Origin of the sequence: Pseudomonas corrugata, assembly GCF_001269905.1 — a bacterium.
GTDB classification, from domain to species: Bacteria; Pseudomonadota; Gammaproteobacteria; order Pseudomonadales; family Pseudomonadaceae; genus Aquipseudomonas; species Aquipseudomonas corrugata.
Window position 1 is genome coordinate 95,914 of record NZ_LHVK01000009.1, and the last position, 20,367, is coordinate 116,280.

Annotated in this window: 19 protein-coding genes; 10 read left to right on the forward strand and 9 right to left on the reverse strand. The window is 61.4% G+C overall.

Annotated elements, in window-relative coordinates; genetic code table 11:
* Positions 1-10 precede the first annotated feature (10 nt).
* Both AD665_RS14445 and AD665_RS14450 read left to right on the forward strand, forming a co-directional pair.
* Positions 11-1,378 carry a DUF1329 domain-containing protein gene (locus tag AD665_RS14445; RefSeq protein WP_024777529.1) on the forward strand — a complete coding sequence of 456 codons (1,368 nt, stop codon included), beginning with the start codon at positions 11-13 and terminating at the stop codon, positions 1,376-1,378.
* A 285-nt stretch (positions 1,379-1,663) separates the two neighbouring features.
* Positions 1,664-4,216 (forward strand): helix-turn-helix transcriptional regulator, encoded by a 2,553-nt coding sequence (locus AD665_RS14450; RefSeq protein ID WP_024777530.1) that lies wholly within the window; start codon positions 1,664-1,666, stop codon positions 4,214-4,216.
* Here AD665_RS14450 and AD665_RS14455 read toward each other — a convergent pair.
* Positions 4,206-5,012 (reverse strand): IclR family transcriptional regulator, encoded by an 807-nt coding sequence (locus AD665_RS14455; RefSeq protein WP_024777531.1) that lies wholly within the window; start codon positions 5,010-5,012, stop codon positions 4,206-4,208. The genes AD665_RS14450 and AD665_RS14455 overlap by 11 nt on opposite strands.
* Positions 5,013-5,128: 116 nt before the next feature.
* On the opposite strand from AD665_RS14455, the gene hmgA reads away from it, so the two are divergent.
* From hmgA to maiA, 3 genes are read left to right on the forward strand one after another with little or no spacing between them, the layout of a single operon-like run.
* The gene (gene hmgA / locus AD665_RS14460) at positions 5,129-6,433 is read left to right on the forward strand and encodes a homogentisate 1,2-dioxygenase (RefSeq protein ID WP_024777532.1); all 1,305 of its coding nucleotides are present in this window, start codon (positions 5,129-5,131) and stop codon (positions 6,431-6,433) included.
* Between the two features lie 3 nt (positions 6,434-6,436).
* Positions 6,437-7,741, forward strand: coding sequence for a fumarylacetoacetase (gene fahA / locus AD665_RS14465; protein ID WP_024777533.1), 1,305 nt, complete (start codon positions 6,437-6,439; stop codon positions 7,739-7,741).
* Between the two features lie 10 nt (positions 7,742-7,751).
* Positions 7,752-8,393, forward strand: a complete 642-nt coding sequence (maiA, locus tag AD665_RS14470; RefSeq protein ID WP_024777534.1) for a maleylacetoacetate isomerase — start codon at positions 7,752-7,754, stop codon at positions 8,391-8,393.
* 137 nt (positions 8,394-8,530) lie between these two features.
* Here the strand turns inward: maiA and AD665_RS14475 are convergent, their stop codons facing one another.
* A complete protein-coding gene (locus tag AD665_RS14475; RefSeq protein WP_024777535.1) occupies positions 8,531-9,334 on the reverse strand; it encodes a SirB1 family protein in 804 nt (267 codons plus the stop codon).
* A gap of 184 nt (positions 9,335-9,518) precedes the next feature.
* Here AD665_RS14475 and AD665_RS14480 point away from each other — a divergent pair, with 184 nt between their 5' ends.
* Positions 9,519-10,538: a Glu/Leu/Phe/Val dehydrogenase family protein gene (locus AD665_RS14480; RefSeq protein ID WP_024777536.1), complete on the forward strand. Its 1,020-nt coding sequence runs from the start codon at positions 9,519-9,521 to the stop codon at positions 10,536-10,538.
* 34 nt (positions 10,539-10,572) lie between these two features.
* Here the strand turns inward: AD665_RS14480 and AD665_RS14485 are convergent, their stop codons facing one another.
* Positions 10,573-11,772, reverse strand: coding sequence for a benzoate/H(+) symporter BenE family transporter (locus tag AD665_RS14485; RefSeq protein WP_024777537.1), 1,200 nt, complete (start codon positions 11,770-11,772; stop codon positions 10,573-10,575).
* Positions 11,773-12,093: 321 nt separating this feature from the next.
* Here AD665_RS14485 and AD665_RS14490 point away from each other — a divergent pair, with 321 nt between their 5' ends.
* Positions 12,094-13,482: an aminotransferase-like domain-containing protein gene (locus tag AD665_RS14490; RefSeq protein WP_053192543.1), complete on the forward strand. Its 1,389-nt coding sequence runs from the start codon at positions 12,094-12,096 to the stop codon at positions 13,480-13,482.
* A gap of 54 nt (positions 13,483-13,536) precedes the next feature.
* Here the strand turns inward: AD665_RS14490 and AD665_RS14495 are convergent, their stop codons facing one another.
* Entirely contained in the window at positions 13,537-13,800 is a 264-nt protein-coding gene (locus AD665_RS14495; RefSeq protein ID WP_024777539.1) for a YebG family protein, read from the reverse strand.
* A 355-nt stretch (positions 13,801-14,155) separates the two neighbouring features.
* Here AD665_RS14495 and AD665_RS14500 point away from each other — a divergent pair, with 355 nt between their 5' ends.
* Positions 14,156-14,656 carry a phosphate-starvation-inducible protein PsiE gene (locus tag AD665_RS14500; protein WP_024777540.1) on the forward strand — a complete coding sequence of 167 codons (501 nt, stop codon included), beginning with the start codon at positions 14,156-14,158 and terminating at the stop codon, positions 14,654-14,656.
* On the opposite strand, the gene AD665_RS14505 is transcribed toward AD665_RS14500, so the two are convergent.
* Positions 14,653-14,964, reverse strand: coding sequence for a DUF3509 domain-containing protein (locus AD665_RS14505; protein WP_024777541.1), 312 nt, complete (start codon positions 14,962-14,964; stop codon positions 14,653-14,655). The genes AD665_RS14500 and AD665_RS14505 overlap by 4 nt on opposite strands.
* 485 nt (positions 14,965-15,449) lie before the next feature.
* On the opposite strand from AD665_RS14505, the gene AD665_RS14510 reads away from it, so the two are divergent.
* Positions 15,450-15,857, forward strand: coding sequence for an HPF/RaiA family ribosome-associated protein (locus AD665_RS14510; RefSeq protein WP_024777542.1), 408 nt, complete (start codon positions 15,450-15,452; stop codon positions 15,855-15,857).
* Between the two features lie 72 nt (positions 15,858-15,929).
* Here the strand turns inward: AD665_RS14510 and AD665_RS14515 are convergent, their stop codons facing one another.
* Positions 15,930-16,805, reverse strand: coding sequence for a helix-turn-helix domain-containing protein (locus AD665_RS14515; RefSeq protein WP_053192544.1), 876 nt, complete (start codon positions 16,803-16,805; stop codon positions 15,930-15,932).
* Positions 16,806-16,944: 139 nt separating this feature from the next.
* Between AD665_RS14515 and AD665_RS14520 the strand changes: the two genes are divergently transcribed.
* Complete coding sequence (locus AD665_RS14520) at positions 16,945-17,862, forward strand: DMT family transporter (RefSeq protein WP_024777544.1); 918 nt, start codon at positions 16,945-16,947, stop codon at positions 17,860-17,862.
* A gap of 90 nt (positions 17,863-17,952) precedes the next feature.
* Here the strand turns inward: AD665_RS14520 and AD665_RS14525 are convergent, their stop codons facing one another.
* From AD665_RS14525 to AD665_RS14535, 3 genes are all read right to left on the reverse strand, one after another.
* The gene (locus AD665_RS14525; protein WP_053192546.1) at positions 17,953-18,924 is read right to left on the reverse strand and encodes a 2-hydroxyacid dehydrogenase; all 972 of its coding nucleotides are present in this window, start codon (positions 18,922-18,924) and stop codon (positions 17,953-17,955) included.
* Between the two features lie 203 nt (positions 18,925-19,127).
* Positions 19,128-19,877, reverse strand: a complete 750-nt coding sequence (locus tag AD665_RS14530; protein WP_053192548.1) for a YkgJ family cysteine cluster protein — start codon at positions 19,875-19,877, stop codon at positions 19,128-19,130.
* Positions 19,878-19,954: 77 nt separating this feature from the next.
* Positions 19,955-20,281 carry a hypothetical protein gene (locus AD665_RS14535; RefSeq protein WP_053192550.1) on the reverse strand — a complete coding sequence of 109 codons (327 nt, stop codon included), beginning with the start codon at positions 20,279-20,281 and terminating at the stop codon, positions 19,955-19,957.
* Positions 20,282-20,367 lie beyond the last annotated feature (86 nt).

Consider the following 20,367-nt stretch of genomic DNA (forward strand, 5'->3'; position numbering starts at 1 on the left):
GGAAAACCCTATGCGCAAGATGATCCTGCAATGCGGTGCCCTGGCCTTGAGCCTGCTGGCCGCAAACGTGATGGCGGCGGTCTCGCCGGACGAGGCGAACAAACTGGGCACCAGCCTGACGCCGCTGGGAGCGGAGAAAGCCGGTAATGCCGATGGCTCGATCCCGGCCTGGACCGGTGGTATCCCGAAAAACGCCGGTGCCGTGGACAGCAAGGGCTTTCTGGCGGATCCGTTCGCCAATGAGAAGCCACTGTTCATCATTACTGCCGCGACGGTGGACAAGTACAAGGACAAGCTTTCCGAAGGTCAGGTCGCGATGTTCAAGCGCTACCCGGAAACCTACAAGATCCCGGTTTATCCGACCCATCGCAGCGTAGGGTTGCCGCCGGAAATCTACGAGTCGGCCAAGCGCAGCGCACTCAATGTCACCGCGATCAACGACGGTAACGGACTGGCCAATTTCACCGGCAACCGTTACTACGCGTTTCCGATTCCCAAGAACGGTGTGGAAGTCATCTGGAACCACATCACCCGTTATCACGGTGGCAACCTGCGGCGCATCATCACCCAGGCCACACCGCAGACCAACGGCAGCTTTACGCCGATCCGTTTCGAAGAGGAAGTGGCTGTGCCGGCCCTGATCAAGGACGCCGATCCGGAAAAAGCCAGCAACGTGCTGACCTATTTCAAGCAGGAAGTCACCGCCCCCGCACGTCTGGCCGGCAATGTGCTGCTGGTGCATGAAACCCTCGACCAAGTGAAGGAACCACGCCTGGCCTGGATCTACAACGCCGGCCAGCGCCGTGTGCGCCGCGCCCCACAGGTGGCCTACGATGGCCCGGGCACCGCCGCCGACGGGTTGCGTACTTCCGACAACTTCGACCTGTTCTCCGGTGCGCCGGACCGCTACGACTGGCAGTTGATCGGCAAGAAGGAAATGTACATTCCGTACAACAGCTACAAACTCGATTCACCGAGCCTCAAGTACGACGACGTGATCAAGGCCGGCCACATCAACCAGGACCTGACCCGATACGAGTTGCACCGGGTCTGGGAAGTGATCGGTACGGTCAAGCCCAACGAGCGACACATCTATGCCAAGCGCCACATGTACTTCGACGAGGACAGCTGGCAGGCGGCGCTGGTGGATCACTACGACGGCCGTGGTCAATTGTGGCGCGTGGCCGAAGGGCATGCGCAGTTCTATTACGACCACCAGAACCCCGGCTACACCCTCGAGACGCTCTACGACATCATTGCCGGCCGCTACATTGCGCTGGGCATGAAGAACGAAGAGAAGCACAGCTATGAGTATGGTTTCGAGGCCAGGGCAGCCGACTACACACCGGCGGCGTTGCGCTCGAGCGGGGTTCGGTAAGCCTCGATGGTCTTCTGACTGTGGCGAGGGGATTTATCTGTGGCGAGGGGATTCATCCCCGCTGGGCTGCGCAGCAGCCCCAACACAGACGACTCAATCAGCCTGATACATCGAGTCGTAGGGTTTGGGGCCGCTGCGCGCCGCAGCGGGGATGAATCCCCTCGTCACAGGAACATCTGTCCGGTTGTCTTCTTATGAGGCGCGATCAGCGCGCTGAATACTTCTCCAAAGGTTGGCGACACAGGGCTAGGGTGATGAGAGAACAATAAAAAAGGACCCTCGCACATGACCGCCATGACCCCGTGTCCGGACCGTCCAGGATTGTTGCCTCGCCTGTCCTCGACGCATGTGCCGCGACGGTCCCTGAGCGAGCCTTTGCTCACCTCGCAAGCACGGATAAAACTGCTCTGCGCGCCGCCGGGCAGTGGCAAGAGTGCGTTGTTCGCCGAATGTTTCCTCCAGGCTCCCGCCGGATGTCGACTGCATTGGTTGCCGCTGGGTGGCGCGGCGCTGGACGTGCAGCAAATGTGCGAGCAACTGGCGCAGACCCTCGGGCTGCCGGTGATTGGGGAGGCAGCGCTGCTGTCCCATCTGGCGCGCTTGCAGACGCCGACATGGCTGTTCCTGGATGATTATTGCCGGGTGCCTAATCCCGAACTGGACCAGTTGCTCGACCGTCTGTTGAACGCCAGCAGCCCGGCGCTGCACCTGTGGCTCAATGGCCGTCGCCGTCCACACTGCAACTGGTTGCGCTTGCTGCTCGATGATGAGTTGCACGAATTCGACGCGAAGGCGCTGATGTTCAGCCCTGAGGATATTCAACCGTTGCTCGGTCATTTGCCCGGCCCTCTGGCGACCCGTACGGCCCGCGAGGTGATACAGCGCAGCGGTGGCTGGTGCGCCGGTGTGCGCATTGCCTTGCTCGAGCGTTGCGAGTGGGCGCGCCGCCACGCATCACCGGGGCGCCCCGGCACCTTGCTTGATTACCTCGAGCACGAGCTGTTCAGTGCATTGCCCCCGGACCAGGCACAGGCCTGGCGCGTGCTGGCCCATCTGCCGCGCTTCAATGCACGGCTGTGCGAACATCTGTTCGGTGACACCGTAGGTGCGGAATGCCTGCCCTTGTTGAGGGACCTGGGGTGTTTCATCGAACCCTGGGAGCAGTCGTCGGACTGGTTGCAGGTATTCCCGGCCCTGGCCCGGTTGGTACGCGAGGAACCGTGGCCGCAGGGACGGTCCTGGCATCGACGGGCTTGCCAGTGGTTTGCCGCCGAGCAGGACTGGCCAATGGCGTTCGAGCAGGCGATGCTGGCTGAAGAGTTCGAGGCCGCCGTCAGTTTCTTGCAGCACCTGAGCTTCGAACACGTCTTGCAACGTCGCACCGTGGTGCTGTTGCTGGACTTGCATGATCGACAGGGCGAAGCGCTGACGCTGGGTACGCCGCAATCGGTGGGTCTGGTGACGGCCGCGCTGTTGTTCGCCGGGCGCTTCGATCAGGCATTGGAATGCATTGAGCAACTGGCCAGGTTTGCCCCCCAGCCCAAGGCCTGCCAGCAGCGTCAGTTGGTTGCGCGGTGGCAGGTTCTCAGTGGCTGGTTGTGGCACCTGGCAGGCGAGGGGGATCAGGCGAGCGAACACTTTCTCCAGGCCCAGAGCAGCCTGGATCCGGAGGCTTGGGCTTCGAGGCTGCTGTGCCAGTCTGGGCTGACACAACAGGCCTTGCTCAAGGGCGAGCTGGCGTCGGCACAATGGATCAATCGCCAGGCGCTATGCCTGGCGCGTGCACAGGGCTCGCTGGTGTTCGAGGGGTTGTTGGAGCTCGATCACGCCCAATTGCTGGAGCAACGCGGCGCGCCCCATCGGGCCGACCATCTGTTGGGGGCGGTCCAGGCGTTGCTCGATAAACCAGGCCAGGACTTTTCTCCGTTGCTGGGTCGCATTGCCCTGCGACGCGGTCGCCTGGCATTGCGCATGGGGTTCGAGGAGCAAGCAGCGGAGCAGTTTCAAACGGGCCTGGAAACGAGCATGCATAGCCAGGACAAACAAGTGCTCTATGGGTTTCTCGGCAAGGCCAGCCTGGCCGCCAATCAGGGCGACTACGGCGAGGCCTTTGTGCAACTGCGTGAAGCCGAGCGGGTCATGCAGCAGCGGCACATTCCCGACACCGTATACCGTGGCGTATTGCTGCAGACCAGTTGTCAGTTCTGGTTGCAACAGGGCCGCCCGGAGCTGGCCCATGAAGCGTTGACCCGGGTCCTGCGGCATTTTCGCGGCCCAAAGGCCAAACACGCGCCACCGGCGACCCTGGAATTGATCCCGCGGCTTGAATACCTGCTGATACTGGCCGAGGTCTACCTGCAGCGGGCGCAAGACCCGCAGGCCCGACTGGAGATCATGATTGCCCAGGCGCAGCGCTGCGGCATGCAGGCGCTGGAAACCGAGCTGCATCTGGCGTTGGCCGAAGTCGTCTGGCTGTGCGGCGATCATGCACAGGCCCGTGTGCTGATGCTGGAAGGCCTCGAGCGGGTCGCCTGTTGGCGCGCGCAGCAGGCCCTGTGCGAGCTGCGCTTGCGTCAGCCGGAACTGCTGCGTTGGGCGCAATCGGCTGAGACCGTCGGACAGCCGGCGACCGGCACCGAAGACACGTTGCTCAGCCAGCGAGAGTTGGAAGTCCTGGGCCTGATTGCCCAAGGTTATTCAAACCAGCAGATTGCCGAACAACTGTTCATATCGTTGCACACGGTTAAAACCCATGCGCGGCGGATACATAGCAAGTTGGGTGTACAGCGACGTACCCAGGCGGTGGCGAAGGCCAAGGTCATGGGGGTCATGGGTTAGTCTGAGCTGATCCTGAGTCGGACTCATACCCCATTCGCCAACTCACGGCCCGGGTCGCCGCCAACAGTCGTTGGGCCGCCGGGCCATTCTCATCGGCATGGAACAGCGAGGTCGGGCCGACGATGGTCATGACGGCCGTGACCTGGCCGACGGCATTGAAGACCGGCGCGGACAAGGCGTCCACCCCCGGCATCAGCAAGCCATGCACATGGTGCAATCCCCGACCGCGGATCTGCTCGCACAGGGTGGCATAGGCACGGTCGTCGGCCAGTGCGTGATTGCCGCTGCTCGCCACTTCCTGTTCTCGCAGCTCGATGGTCTCGCGCTCCGGCAGATAGGCACTGAACACCAGTCCGGTGGACGAACTGAGCAACGGCAACACCGAACCCAGTTGCGTCACCACGGTCACGGCGCGCACGGCGGGTTCGATCCGTACCACGGTCGCGCCGTGATTGCCCCACACCGCCAGGAAACAGGTTTCGTTCAAGTCATCCCGCAGTTCCGCCAGGGGCAGGGCGGCCACTTGCAGCACGTCCATGCCATTCAGCGCCGCCAGGCCCACCCGCAAGGCTTCGCGCCCCAGGCCGTAGTGGTTGGTGGCGGTGTTCTGTTCGGCGAAACCGCTGGCTATCAAGGCCTGCAGATAGCGATGAACCTTGCTCGCCGGCATCTGCACGTGTTCGGCCAGGCGCGACAGCGACGTGGAGGGGGAAAGTTCGGCCAGGGCTTTGAGGATGTCGGTGCCGACTTCGGCCGAGCGGACTTTCTGCTTGCTGTTATTGAGCGGGGTTTCCATGGAGGCGCTGGATCCGGGAGCGAATGGGCGTCTTTATAGCTTGACGGTCGCTGTCGAGCAAATTACGTTATGCGTAATCGAATTACGATAAAAATAACAGATGTTCAGGAGGCTCCATGAACCTCGATTCCACAGCGTCAGGGCTGGCGTACCAATCAGGCTTCGGCAACGAATTTGCCAGTGAAGCGCTGCCTGGTGCGCTGCCTGCCGGCCAGAACTCTCCGCAGAAGGCGCCATACGGTCTCTACGCCGAGTTGTTTTCCGGTACGGCGTTCACCATGACTCGCAGCGAGGCGCGGCGTACCTGGATGTATCGCATCCGGCCATCGGCCAACCATCCGGCATTCATCAAACTGGAGCGCCAGTTGGCTGGCGGGGCGCTGGGCGAGGTCACACCGAATCGCCTGCGCTGGAATCCCTTGGACATCCCCGCCGAACCCACTGACTTCATCGACGGGCTGGTGCGCATGGCGGCCAATGCCGGCCAGGACAAGCCCGCCGGCATCAGTATCTTTCACTACCGTGCCAACCGCTCCATGGAGCGGGTGTTCTTCAATGCGGACGGCGAGTGGCTGATCGTGCCGCAGTCAGGGCGACTGCGAATCGTCACCGAGCTGGGCCGGCTGGAACTGGTTCCGCTGGAAATCGCCGTGCTGCCTCGCGGCCTGAAGTTTCGCATCGAGCTGCTCGATCCGCAGGCCCGCGGCTACCTCGCCGAGAACCATGGCGCGCCGCTGCGCCTGCCTGATCTCGGCCCCATCGGCAGCAACGGCCTGGCCAACCCGCGGGACTTCCTGACACCAGTCGCGCATTACGAGAACCTTCCACAACCGACCACGCTGGTGCAGAAATTCCTCGGTGAGTTGTGGGCTTGCGAACTGGATCATTCGCCGTTCGACGTCGTGGCCTGGCACGGCAACAACGTGCCGTACAAATACGACCTGCGCCGCTTCAACACCATCGGCACGGTCAGCTTCGATCATCCGGACCCTTCGATCTTCACCGTGTTGACCTCGCCTACCAGCGTCCACGGCCTGGCCAATCTCGACTTCGTGATCTTCCCGCCGCGCTGGATGGTCGCGGAAAAAACCTTCCGTCCACCGTGGTTCCACCGCAACCTGATGAACGAATTCATGGGCCTGATCCAGGGCGCCTACGATGCCAAGGCCGAGGGTTTCGTGCCGGGTGGCGCCTCCTTGCACAGCTGCATGAGCGCCCATGGTCCGGATGGCGAAACCTGCACCAAGGCGATCAACGCCGAGCTGACGCCGGTGAAAATAGATAACACCATGGCCTTCATGTTCGAAACCAGCCAGGTGCTGCGCCCGAGCCGTTTCGCCCTGGATTGCCCGCAACTGCAAACCGACTACGATGCCTGTTGGGCTTCGCTGCCCGTCACGTTCGACCCGACCCGGAGATAATCCATGACCCAAGTTTCCCCTGCCCGTAGCTGGGTTGCCTCCGCCAACGGCCATGCCGATTTCCCACTGCAGAACCTGCCGCTGGGGATCTTCAGCGTGGGCGGTGGTGCTCCGCGAAGCGGTGTTGCCATTGGCGATCATGTTTTCGATCTGCAGGCCGCGTTGCAAGCAGGACTGTTCGATGGCGCGGCGCGCGAAGCCGTCGAAGCCATGAGCGGCGGCCAGTTGAACGCATTCTTCGAACTGGGCCGCAATGCCCGGGTGGCCTTGCGTGAACGGCTACAGGCCTTGTTGGGCGAAGACAGTGCGCAACGCGAGCTGATTCTGGCCCAAGGGACGAAGATGCTTCCTCTGGCGACGGATTGCCAGATGCACCTGCCGGCGAAAATCAACGACTACACCGACTTCTACGTCGGCATCGAGCATGCGCAGAATGTCGGCAAACTGTTCCGCCCCGACAACCCGCTGTTGCCCAACTACAAATACGTTCCCATCGGTTACCACGGTCGCGCCTCGACCATCCGCCCGTCCGGCACCGATGTACGTCGCCCCAAGGGCCAGACCCTGCCCGCCGGCCAGAGTGAACCGACCTTCGGCCCCTGCTCGCGGCTGGACTACGAGCTGGAGCTGGGGATCTGGATCGGCAAGGGCAATGCACTGGGCGAGCCCATCGCCATCGGTGACGCCGCCGAGCACATCGGTGGGTTCTGCCTGCTCAACGATTGGTCGGCTCGGGATATCCAGGCCTGGGAATACCAGCCGCTGGGGCCTTTTCTGTCAAAGAGCTTTCTGACCAGTATTTCGCCGTGGGTCGTGACGGCTGAAGCCCTGGAGCCGTTCCGCTGCCCTCAACCGGCGCGGCCGGAAGGCGATCCGCAACCCCTGCCGTATCTGCTGGACAAGCGCGACCAGGACGGCGGCGCCTTTGATATCGAGCTGGAGGTCCTGCTGCTGACCGAAACCATGCGTGAGCAGAATCTGCCGGCCCATCGCCTGACGTTGAGCAACACCCGCTACATGTATTGGACCGTGGCGCAGATGGTCGCGCACCATAGCGTCAATGGCTGCCAGTTGCAGGCCGGCGACCTGTTCGGCTCGGGCACCTTGTCGGGTCCGGAGAGCGGTCAGTTCGGCAGCTTGCTGGAGATCACCGAGGGCGGCAAGAAACCGATCGAGCTGGCGTCTGGTGAAGTGCGCAAATTCCTCGAGGATGGCGACGAAATCATCCTGCGAGCCCGTTGCAGCCGTGAGGGCGTCGCTTCCATCGGTTTCGGCGAATGCCGGGGCAAGATCCTGTCGGCGCGTTGAGGGGCAGGGCATGGAACTCTATACCTATTACCGCTCCACCTCGTCTTATCGGGTGCGCATCGCTCTGGCACTCAAAGGCCTGGATTACCGTGCCGTGCCGGTCAACCTGATCGCACCGCCGGGAGGCGAACATCGCCAGCCGGCCTATCTCGCGATCAATCCGCAGGGGCGGGTACCGGCGCTGCGTACCGACGAGGGGGCGCTGCTGGTGCAATCGCCGGCCATCATCGAATACCTGGAGGAGCGTTATCCACAGGTGCCGCTGCTCAACCCGGACCTGGCGGTTCGTGCCCATGAACGCGGCGTCGCTGCCCTGATCGGTTGTGATATCCACCCGCTGCACAACGTCAGCGTGCTCAACAAGCTGCGGCAGTGGGGGCATGATGAAACGCAGGTGGCGGAGTGGATCGGACACTGGATCAGCCAGGGGCTGACGGCGGTGGAGCAGTTGATCGGCGACGAGGGCTACTGTTTCGGCCTTGCGCCAGGATTGGCGGATGTCTACTTGGTCCCGCAGTTGTACGCGGCTGAGCGTTTCAACGTTTCCTTGCAAGGTTATCCACGGATCCGTCGCGTTGCGGCGCTGGCGGCTGCACATGCCGCGTTCCAGAAAGCGCATCCGGCTCATCAGGTGGACACGCCTGCCAGCTGACATCAAGGGTGGCTGATCTGGCGCCATCGCGAGCAGGCTCGCTCCCACATGGTTCGCGTTACACCGTCCCGTGTGGGAGCGAGCCTGCTCGCGAAGGCGGCCTGACAGTCAGCAAGAATGTCAGCCTGCCCTGCAGATCAATGCACAATCGAATTCGGCGGCAGATGCCCCAGCCGCTCCGTCAGCCGGATCCGCTGGATCGGGTCGTCACTGAGCATCAGCGCGTGTTCCAGGTCGAAGCGTTCGGCGTTGGGACAGTCGAGACGCTGGTACAGGCTGGCGCGGGCCAGGTAATCGGCGGCGCTGGCGTTGCCCAGTTCCAGGACCCGTTCGGCATCGATCAGTGCGTCGATGTACTCGTCGTTCGTCAGATGCAACTGGCGAAGATTGCGTGACAGGCGCTGGAGCATCTGCAGCGGCTCGGCGCTGGCCAAATGCTCAGCCTTGAGCGGCATGTTCGAGCCATATTGACGCTGCAGCAGTTCCCGGCAGTCGTTGGGGTACAGCCGACGGCCACCACATGGGTCGAGCAGGTGATCGGCACCGGGCACTCGAAGCAGGAAGTGACCGGGGAAATTGACCCCGACCATCGGTATCTCCAGGCCTCGGGCCAACTCCAGGGCAATCAGGGCGAGGGCCAATGGTTGGCCGCGCTTTCTGGCCAATACCTTGTCGAGCAATGCGACGCGCGGGCGCAGGGGGGTGAAATCGTCCTGGGCATACCCCAGGTCATTCAGGCAGCGCAACAAGGGCTGGCCCAGCTCCGCGACGGGCAGCAAGGGCAGGTCATGGCTGACCTGCTGCTGCAGATCCCTGAAATCCCTCAGCAAGGCCGGTACGTCGACGTCGTGATCATGCTCGGCAGCGATCCACAGCGCCGCTTCGAACAGCGCCGCAGGCGAACGGTACAGACATTCAAAAAAGGCTTGGCGCGGTTTCATCACACTCTCCGGACATTGCCTCGTTTTAGCTCTGCCACGGGCTTTCGTCCAGTCTCAGAGAGATGCGGTAACGGTTATGCCCGAAAAGATGACAGTTGAGGCAGCTTATTCCGGCGTGCTCCAGCAAATTTCAGCGACACGCCTATACTGGCGAAACAAACAGAAGTGATTCGGGAGCCTGTCGATGTTTGCGCTCATGCAAAGCTCCCGCCTTGAATCGCTGCACTTGAGCGTAGACCCGACAACCGGGTTGAAGGCGGTCATTGCCATTCATAGCAGCCGCCCAGGGCCAGCCTTGGGGGGATGTCGTTATCTGTCCTACCCCGACGATGAAAGTGCCGTGGTCGATGCGGTGCGCCTGGCCCAGGGCATGAGCTACAAGGCTGCGCTGGCCGGTCTGCCGGTAGGCGGTGGGGTGGCGGTGATCATGCGTCCGGCCCATGTCGAAAGCCGGGCCGCGTTGTTCGAAGCCTTTGGTCGCTGCATCGAGCAACTGGATGGCCGGTACATCACCGCCATCGACAGCGGTACCTCGGTGGCCGACATGGATTGCATCGCCCAACAGACCCGTCATGTCACCAGTACCACCGCTTCGGGCGACCCGGCCCCCCACGCTGCGATGGGGGTATTCGCCGGCATTCGTGCCACGGCCATGGCCCGGCTGGGTAGCGACAATCTTGAAAGCTTGCGCGTGGCGATCCAGGGCTTGGGCAATGTCGGGTATGCCCTGGCCGAACAGCTGCACGCGGCCGGTGCAGAACTGCTGGTCAGCGACATCGATCCCGGCAAGGTGCAACTGGCAATGGAGCAACTGGGCGCCCATCCCATTGCCAACGATGCGCTGCTCAGCACCCCTTGTGACATTCTTGCCCCTTGCGGCCTGGGCGGTGTGCTCAACAGCCACAGCGTGGCGCAACTGCGTTGCTCGGCCGTGGCCGGCTCGGCCCATAACCAGTTGAGCAGCCTGCTAGTGGCCGACCAATTGGAAAAGCGCGGGATTCTCTATGCGCCGGACTATGTGATCAACTCCGGTGGGCTGATCTACGTCGCCCTCAAACATCGCGGTGAAGAGCTGTCGACCATCACGGCCCACCTGTCGAAAATCGCTGCTCGGCTCACGGAGGTCTTCGCCCATGCCCAGGCGGAGAAACGTTCGCCGGCCCGGGTGGCGGATGAGCTGGCAGAGCGTTTGCTGTATCGATAAAAGCGGCTCGCAGCACAATCGCGAGCCGTCATGATCAGTTGCCCGCGGCGATGACGGCGGTTTTGCTTTGCCGGGTATAGGCCAGCACGAAATGCGCCACGAGGCCGAAGATCAGGCCCCAGAATGCGGCGGCCAGCCCCAGGAAACTCATGCCCGACGCGGTCACCAGAAAGGTGATCAGCGCTGCTTCCCGCTGTTTCTCATCCGCCATGGCACCGGTCAACCCGGCGCTGATTGCGCCGAACAGGGCGAGACCGGCGAGGGAGGCGATCAGCTCTTTCGGCAGGGCGGAAAACACTGAGGCCAGCGTCGCGCCGAAGGTGCCCATCAGGATATAGAACACCCCGCAGGCGATGCCGGCGATATAGCGTTTGTCACGGTCCTCATGGGCTTCGCGACCGGTGCAGATCGCCGCAGTAATGGCCGCCAGGTTCAAACCGTGGGAGCCGAAGGGCGCCATCAGGGCCGAGCCAATCGCGGTGACCGAAATGATCGAGCGCGCCGGTGTGTTGTAGCCCGAGGTGCGTAAGACCGCCATGCCCGGTACGTACTGGCCGGTCAACGTCACCAGCGCCAATGGCAGGCCAATGTTGATGATTGCATGCCAGCTCCATTCAGGGGCGATAAAGACCGGATGGGCCACCGCGATGGTGATCGAACCACTGTTGAGTTCTCCGAACGCGGCGGCCATCGCGCAGCCGACCACCAGCACTGACAGAATCGCGTAGCGCGGCGAAAAGCGCTTGCAGATCAGGTAAGCCGCAATCATCGACAACACCAGCGCCGGCTGCAGCTTGATCGAAGTGAACAACTCTGCGCCGAAGCGGAACAGGATGCCGGCGAGCATGGCGGCGGCGATGGCTTTGGGCAGGCGGCTCATCAGCTTGTCGAACGCGCCGGACAACCCCACTACGGCAATGATCAGCGACGCCACCACATAGGCGCCGATGGCTTGGGGCAGGGTAACGGTCGGCAGCATCGACACCAGTAACGCCGCGCCCGGTGTCGACCACGCCGTGATCACTGGAATACGCAGGCGCCAGCTCAGGACCAGGCCGGTGATCCCGCTGCCGATGGAAATGGCCCAGATCCACGAGGAGACCACGTCGTTGTCCAAGTGTGCCTCCTTGGCTGCCTGGAACACGATGATGAGGGGGCCGGCATAGGAAATGATCACGGCGATAAAGCCCGCGATGATCGCTGACAGGGATAGATCCTTTCTGATTGTGGCCATAGTGTCTCGACTTGGCGCGGCAGGAGCGCGCAGTGATCAGGGAGGGTTGAGTCGATTGATTCGATTTTGAAGAGTGTATTTGAATGAATTGAATTGATTCAATGGTGGGGCGGCAGGTTTTGTAATGGTTAGCTTTAATACTTAGTTAACTGTATGAATTTATTGGCTATTTATTTTTACTTGGTGGATGAAAGGATAGCGGTCAGCGGTTAATTATCGAATCAATCGACTCAATTTGTCGATTGCGCCGGTGATCAATAGCCTCTCCTCGATGTGATATGCTCTCAAATTCATCATTTCTACGATGGGCAGTGAGCGTTCATGTGGGTTCCCCAGCTAAGTGAGTCCAACCAGCCGATGTACCTGTCGATTGCCGATGCCTTGGCGCGCGACATCAGCAACGGTGTGCTGAGCGAGGGCGATCGCTTACCGACCCTGCGGGAATTGGCCAATGCCTTGGATGTCACGCCGGGCACGATCAGCAGGGCCTATGGCGAAGCCCATCGACGTCGGTTGGTGCAGGGTGAGGTGGGGCGTGGCACTTATGTGCTCAGCCAGCAGCAGTTGGACCTGCCGGCAGCCCACAGCGCCGCGCCGTTGAATTTAGGGCAACCCGAATTGCTCGATCTCTCGATCATCAAGCCCTCCAGCGAAACCCTGGAGTACTGGCTGCGCGGCGCGCTGGTGGGCATGGCGAAAAGCACCGATTTTGCCGGCGCCCTGGATTACGCCCCTGACGGCGGTCACCCGGCTCATCGTGAGGCAGGCGCACAGTGGTTGCGCCCTTCATTGCCGGATGCTCAATGGCAGCAAGTGGTAATCACTGCCGGGGCCCAGCATGGCTTGATGGTGGCGATGAGCGCCCTGACCAACGCCGGCGACCTGGTGCTCTGCGAGGCGCTTTGCTACCCCGGCATCATTTCCCTGGCCCATGGTCTTGAGCGTCGCCTGCGCGGTGTACCGATGGATGACGAAGGCATCATCCCCGAAGCGTTGCGTGAGCTGTGTTTACGCGAGAAACCGGCGATGCTGGTTTGCGTGGCGACCTGCCAGAATCCGACGGCGGCGATCATGTCGCAAAAGCGTCGGGCCCAGATTGCCGCACTGGCCGAGGAGTTCGATTTCATCATCCTGGATGATGACATCTATGGTTTCCTCGCCACCGATCCATCGATCAAACCGCTGTCGGCCTTTGCGCCGGATCGGTCGGTGTACCTGACCAGCCTGTCGAAGTCGGTCATGCCGGCGCTTCGGATCGGTTATCTCTACAGCCCGCCGAAACTGTTGTCCCGGCTGACCTCGATGGTGCGCAGCAGTGTCTGGATGCCGTCACCGTTGACCGCGCAACTGGCGAGCAATGTGATCACCGAAGGCCTGGACAAGAAACTGATCCGCATCCAGCGCAACGAAGCCGCCGGGCGGCAAGCGATTGCCCGGGAAATCCTTGCCAGCTTCGAGCTCAAGAGCCAGCCCTATGCGTACCATGTCTGGTTGACGCTTCCCGAACCATGGACCGGCGACGAATTCACCATGCTTGCCCGGGCCAACGGCGTACTGGTGCTGGGTGGCTCGCAGTTCCAGGCTGAACGCTCCGGGACCAGCCGAAGTGTAAGGGTGGTGCTGATGTCCCCTACCAGCCAGGACGAACTGCGTTTCGCCCTGACAAAGTTGGCCAGCCTGATCGATTCCGACCCGCGCCGTTACTATTGAGGCGCCGCAGGCTGGAGTCCATGTTGCGTTGAACAGGTGCCACGCCGCTGAGGCTCACTCGCTGTCTTCGGAACCCAGAAGATCCCCAAGGGCGGCCGCGTTGCTTTTGAATGCGGCTGCAAACGCCGCTCTGTTTTTTGCCATGAAGATGCTCGCATCCTCAGCCTGCTTCTCGTTCAGGCCTTGCACATTCTTCATCAGAACAGTGGTCAGCACCTCCGCCAGTTCAAGCATCTGGTCATGGGCATCAGCGAGCTTACGGTCCAAAAACGTAGTCTCCAAATCACGTGTACTGCGGTACAGAATCTCAACAGCCATGGCTGGCCTCTCGTTTGTTTGCATGTATGCCGCAAGCATGGAAGCCAGGCCGCGGAATCTATAGAAATCCAAGCATCACGGCTTCGGATCGCGACGGTCGGTTCCGTCTCACGCGTCTTCAAACCGGTATCGCGCAACTACTGTATTTATATACAGGATGGAGGATAAGCGAATCCTTTGCCTTTGGGTAGTGGCTTTTTAATGTAGACCGGTTTCGGCGTTTGTCGTGGGATGGACGTGTCGGTTGCCAGCCTTTTGCCATCTCATTCATTGCCGCTGGCCTTTTTTCTGCATGCAGAACAACCGTCACGTCCAACCTGCATCATCGGTCGAGTCGACCTAAGGAAACCGCATCGTGAAAATCAACTGGGCCGAGAACCTGCGCCAGAATGTCCATCGGATGGCCGAATCCCTGGGCAACCTATTCGTCGAGACGTTCCATTATCTGGCGCTGTTTGCCATTGGGGCGGTGACCGCGTGGGCGGCGGTCATGGAGTTTTTGCAGATGATCGAAGCAGGACATATCAAGATCGACGACATCCTCTTGCTGTTCATCTATCTGGAATTGGGCGCGATGGTCGGGATCTACTTCAAGACCAACCACATGCCAGTACGTTTTCTGATCTACGTGGCCATCACCGCATTGACTCGCTTGCTGATCTCCAACGTTTCCCACCACAGCCCGCCGGACCTGGGGATCATCTACTTGTGCGGAGGGATCCTGCTGCTGGCGTTCTCGATCCTGGTGGTTCGCTACGCGTCGTCGCAGTTCCCGTCGGTGAAGATCGAGCACCCGCACCGTAAGGTCGGCGCGGGTTCCAGCGAGCATGCAGAAATAGAAAAAGGCGAAATCTAAAGGCTGGCGGGAGTCGGTCCTTGTGAGCGCGGTGGTGGCAGCTTGACGTTGTCGCCACCGGTCATGGCTTCGAGGATCGCCACGGCGCTGTGGCCCTGCTCGATGGCGATGCCGAACTGAATGCTTTGCACCAGGCGCTTGAGCCGTTCCGGGTCGTTGCGCTGCTGGGCACTGATCATGCGCTTGGCGACGATCCGCCCGGCCCTGGACAGGGTCAGCATGATGCTGCCGTCGAGGCCCTGGATGCTCAGGTTGATTTGATACTGCGGCGCAAAAGCGTCGGTAATGATCTGAAAAGGGTTGTCCATGATGCGTCACCGCCTGATTGAACGTGCAGTTGTTGACCGGCCGTGATCGGGATTAGTTCGCAGTACCGGACCATCGGCCATTCCATGATCGTGTTCCATCGCTGGGTGCATGCAACCATCGGCAGATTGCCGCTTGCGACCGCTGCAACAAGTCGATAGCAAGGGACATGCCGGAAAAACTGTCGGTCAATGTTCGCGGCGAGATAGCCCAAGAGGCTCTGGAACGGGGCTCCAGTGACTACCCTTTTCAGGGCGGGATGATCGTTGACGGTGCGGGGCGGGGCGCAGATTGTGAAAGATGGCGGGGCGAGGTAACTCCCGACATTAACAGCGCTTTTGTCCGTTGTCCGGCTTTATTTGCAAATCAATATTTATCTTTTTCGGGGGCTTGAATTGTTCCTCCGGCAGCCCGACTCTGTACTCAAGGGGCCGTTACGCCAACGTCGACAGGCCCCTGGCGAGCTAGCCGAAATAAGGGATGAACTATGCAAATCCAAGTCAACAGCGATAACCATATTCAAAGCAGCATCCGACTGGAGGAGTGGGTACGTACTACCATCGAAAGCACGCTCGAACGTTATGAGGAAGACCTGACACGGGTCGAGGTCCATCTGGGGGATGAGAACGGCGCCAAGCCTGGTCCCCATGATCTGCGCTGCCAGATCGAAGCCCGCCCAAAGGGCCATCAGCCGATTTCCGTAACGCACAAGGCCGGTTCGCTGGAGGCAGCGATCGAGGGGGCGGCGACGAAGTTGGAGAATGCCCTGGAGCATCTGTTCGGCAAGCTGCGTGACAAGCGCGCCGCTGTGGTGCAGACCGAATCCGTGGCCCTGGCCGATGCGATGCTGGAAGAAGAATTCCTGGAGAACGAGCGGGCCACGCGTCACGGCTGAAGCCTCGTTCATCTTTAATCCCAACTGAAAACGGGCCTGCAATTGCAGGCCCGTTTTCGTTGACAAGTACTGTCAGCGCAAGAAGGCCTGTCGATACTCCCCTGGCGTCGCGCCCAATGCCTGGCGAAAACGGTGGGTGAAGTGACTGGCGCTGGCGAAGCCGCAAGCCAGTGCCACGTCGCCCAAGGGTTGTGAGGTGTTGCGCAGCAGGTGCCGCGCCTGTGCCAGGCGTCTTGCCAGCACATACTGGTGGGGCGGCAGCCCGAAGCTCTCGCGGAACATCCGGGCAAAGTGGTATTCGGACAGCGCGCACAGCGCCGCCAGTTGCCCGAGGCTGATGGCCTCGGCCAGATGAGTGTCGATGTAGTCCACCAGCAATCGGCGCTGGTGCGCGGCCAACCCGCCTTTGAGGCGCAGGTCCTGGCGCTGGCCGACCTGGCTGAGCAGCAGGTGATTGAGCAGCTCGTGGGCCAGGCTGGTGGTCAGCAAGCGTTCGCCGGGTTCGTCCCAGTTAAGGGCGATCAACTGGCGAAAGCGTTGCGCCTGCTGCTCATCGTCGAGAAAGGTCGCCTCGCGCAGTTGCACTTGCCGGGGTTCGCGATCCAGCAGCGTGACGCAACCGAGGGCGAATTGTTCGGCGCTGAAGTACAGGTGGGCGAGGCGAATGTCACCGTTGATGACCCAGGCCGACTCATGTCCTGCCGGCAGGACGCAGAGCTTGTCGGGCGCCCCCAGGGTATCGGGCCGTTCGCGACGAAAGGTGCCAGTGCCACCGGCGATGTAGCAGGACAGCGTGTGGTGGCTCGGCGCCTCGTAGTCCCGGGCGTCATGATGATTGGTCCACAAGGCGGCCGCCATGCCGTCGCCGAGCTCGGCACTGTGCTCCAGGCGGGCATTGGGCGAGCTGTTGAGGGCCTGGAAGACTTGCAGGGTTTGCAGTGTGGGCATGATCGGTTATCTCCAACGCCTTGCATCCTACTCCGTTGGGGGGGCCGTGCCAGCCTGCACGCCGACAAAACCGCAAGTTTACGCAAGTGCCCGGTGGACGGCGGCGTGACACTGAGCGTCACTGTCAGGAGCCGTCACCATGAACCTCTCGCTATACCTGCTCACCGTGCTCATCTGGGGCACCACCTGGATTGCGCTGAAACTGCAACTGGGCGTCGTCGCCATCCCGGTATCGATTGTCTATCGCTTCGGCCTCGCAGCCCTGATCCTGTTTGCGATGCTCCTGCTCAGCCGGCGACTGCAGGTGATGAACCGTCGCGGTCATTTGATTTGTCTGGCCCAGGGGCTGTGCCTTTTCTGCATCAATTTCATGTGTTTCCTCACCGCCAGTCAGTGGATTCCCAGCGGCCTGGTGGCGGTGGTGTTTTCCACGGCCACGTTGTGGAATGCCCTCAATGCCCGGGTGTTCTTCGGTCAGCGGATCGCCCGTAACGTGCTGTTGGGCGGTGCGTTGGGGTTGTTGGGGCTGGGGCTGTTGTTCTGGCCGGAACTGGCCGGCCATCATGCGAGCCCGCAGACGCTGCTCGGGTTGGCGTTGGCGTTGCTGGGGACGTTGTGTTTCTCGGCGGGCAATATGCTTTCGAGTCTGCAACAAAAGGCCGGGCTCAAGCCGCTCACCACCAACGCCTGGGGCATGGCTTATGGCGCGACGATGCTGGCGGGCTGGTGCCTGTTCAACGGAATTGCTTTCGATATGGAATGGAACCTGCGCTACATCGGTTCGCTGCTGTACCTGGTGATCCCGGGCTCGGTGATTGGCTTCACCGCTTACCTGACGCTAGTGGGGCGCATGGGGCCGGAACGGGCGGCGTATTGCACGGTCCTGTTCCCAGTCGTAGCGCTGAATGTCTCGGCGTTTGTCGAAGGCTACCAGTGGACGACACCGGCGCTGGCCGGGCTGGTATTGGTGATGCTGGGGAACGTGCTGGTATTTCGCAAGCCTCGACCAGCGGCGACCAGTGTCGCGCTTTGTGGGAGCAAGGCTTGCCCGCGATGAAAGCGACGCGCTCTGTCAGAAACCGAGGCGCTCGTTTCGCGGGCAAGCCGTGCTCCCACAAAGCGGGGCGATGGGATGTGGCGCCGGCTTCTACTTCCAGACTTGCGGATTGACCAGGTTCTGCGGCCGTTCACCCAGCAGCGCACTGCGCAAGTTTTCCACCGCGAGATTGGCCATGGCTTCACGGGTTTCGTGGGTAGCCGAGCCGATGTGCGGCAGGGTGACGGCGTTCTTCAGCTGGAACAGCGGCGATTCGGCCAGCGGCTCTTTCTCGTAGACGTCCAGCCCGGCGCCGCGGATGCGGTTGTTCTGCAAGGCCTCGATCAGTGCCGGTTCATCCACCACCGGGCCACGGGAAATGTTGATCAGAATGGCGCTTGGTTTCATCAGCGACAGTTCCCGCTGCCCGATCAGATGGCGAGTCTTCTCACTCAGGGGCACAACGAGGCAGACAAAGTCCGCTTCGGCCAACAACTGGTCCAGCTCGCGAAACTGTGCACCCAGCTGGTTTTCCAGTTCGATTTTTCGGCTGTTGCCGCTGTACAGGATCGGCATGTTGAACCCCAACCGGCCACGTCGGGCAATGGCTGCGCCGATGTTGCCCATGCCCACGATGCCCAGGGTCTTGCCGTGCACGTCGCTGCCAAACAATTGCGGTGCCACCGTCGCCTGCCATTGGCCGGCCTTGGTCCAGGCGTCCAGTTCGGCGACGCGACGGGCGCTGCTCATCAGCAGGGCGAAGGCCAGGTCGGCGGTGCTTTCGGTCAGCACGTCGGGGGTGTTGGTGAGCATGATCCCGCGTTCATTGAAGTAGGCCAGGTCGTAGTTGTCGTAACCCACCGACACACTGGCGACCACCTGCAGGTTCGCGGCGCCTTGCAGTTGCTCGCGACCGAGTTTGCGACCAACACCGATCAGGCCGTGGGCATGAGGCAAGGCTTCGTTGAACTGTGCGTTGATATCGCCCTTCGATGGGTTCGGAACGATCACATCGAAGTCCTGTTGCAGGCGCTCGACCATTTGGGGCGTGATACGGCTGAAGGCAAGTACGGTTTTTTTCATCGTGCAAGGCTCGTCTTGGAGGCAATACCAAGCACGCTAACATTCTCGGCGAGGATTAGGCGAGAGGGGAGTGCAGGTTATGAAGTGGAATGGCCTGTGGGAGCGAGCCTGCTCGCGATGGCGGCGGTTCAGCCAGCGTTGATGTTGACTGACATACCGCTATCGCGAGCAGGCTCGCTCCCACAAAGGGACTTGTGTTGCCCCTAGGCCGCCCGCAGCGAAATGAACGCATAATCCGAAGCTGCCTCGGTGACGACCCGTGCCCCACAGGCCATGACCTCGCGGGCGATGTCATCCCCGGACAAATGGAACTGCCATTCTCCGGTTTCCTGCGCCATCGGCTGCAAACGCACCTGATCGATGGCGGCCGCGAACGCGGTCATGTCCGGCAGATAGGCGGTAAACCCATCGCCTTTCAGCGCGGTGGTGCGGATCCCCAGGGCCGCGCAGATGCGGTCCTTGATCGGAATTTCTTCACGATCGGCCTGGCGCGAGCGTTCGATCAGCCCAGCCAGCTCTTCATCCACCAGTTTCCCGCCGACGATCAGCTGCGGTCCGGTTTCCCAGGATTCCGGCGGGCAGTCCTTGGCGGCAGGATTGAGCGGGATGTGCGGATTGATCTCCATCGGATAGATGCGGCACACCAGCGGCCTGCGTTCATAGATGCGGCACAGGTTTTCTTCGTCGAGATTGTGGCAACGGCCCGCGTTATAAGCGGCGAAGGTGATCGCCACGAAGGCATCGCTGCTGCCGCTCTGAACCCTGACGGAACGGCGTTCGGCATGCTCGCGTTGTGCCATGGGCAGGCCGAGGCCGTTGGGCAGGAAGGCTTCCACCAGGACGATGACCTGACCGCCGTCGCTCGCCCACATCCGGGCTTCGTCGAGGGTCAGGGGAACATGGTGGCCGGAGCAGCATTTGCCGCAGCCTACGCAGGAAAACGTTGTATTCATTGAGCGACCGGTCGAGAGCTGAAAGGCGGCGACAGAAAAACGCCGTGACGAGCCTCACGAAGCAAGTTATGCGCCACTCATTGCTCGGTCGCGGCGGGGCGGATCGAGTCCCACTCGGTCACATGGGCCGTCTTGGTTTTCTTGCGGTAGAGACACAGTTCGGTACCGGTCGCTCCTTTCATGTGTTTCTGCGGGTATTGGCCTTGCAGCAACAGTGCGGTGTAGCCGATCCGGTCGTCGAATTGCGCGGCGGTGCCCACCGGCTCAGCGTTCTTCAGGCCACTGGCCTTGATGCAGCTGGCCAGCACGGCTTTGTCGTAGGCGGCCCAGGCCTCTGGGCTGGAGGCTTGGGCCTGGGAGGCCAGGGCAGCGACGCCAAGGAGAATCAATATGCGGATGTTCATCGGGATGTCTGGTTCCGGAAAGTCAGGGCAAAAGTATGCCTGAGGTTGCCGGACCCTCCCACGCCGGAACGCAGGAGCAAGTCATC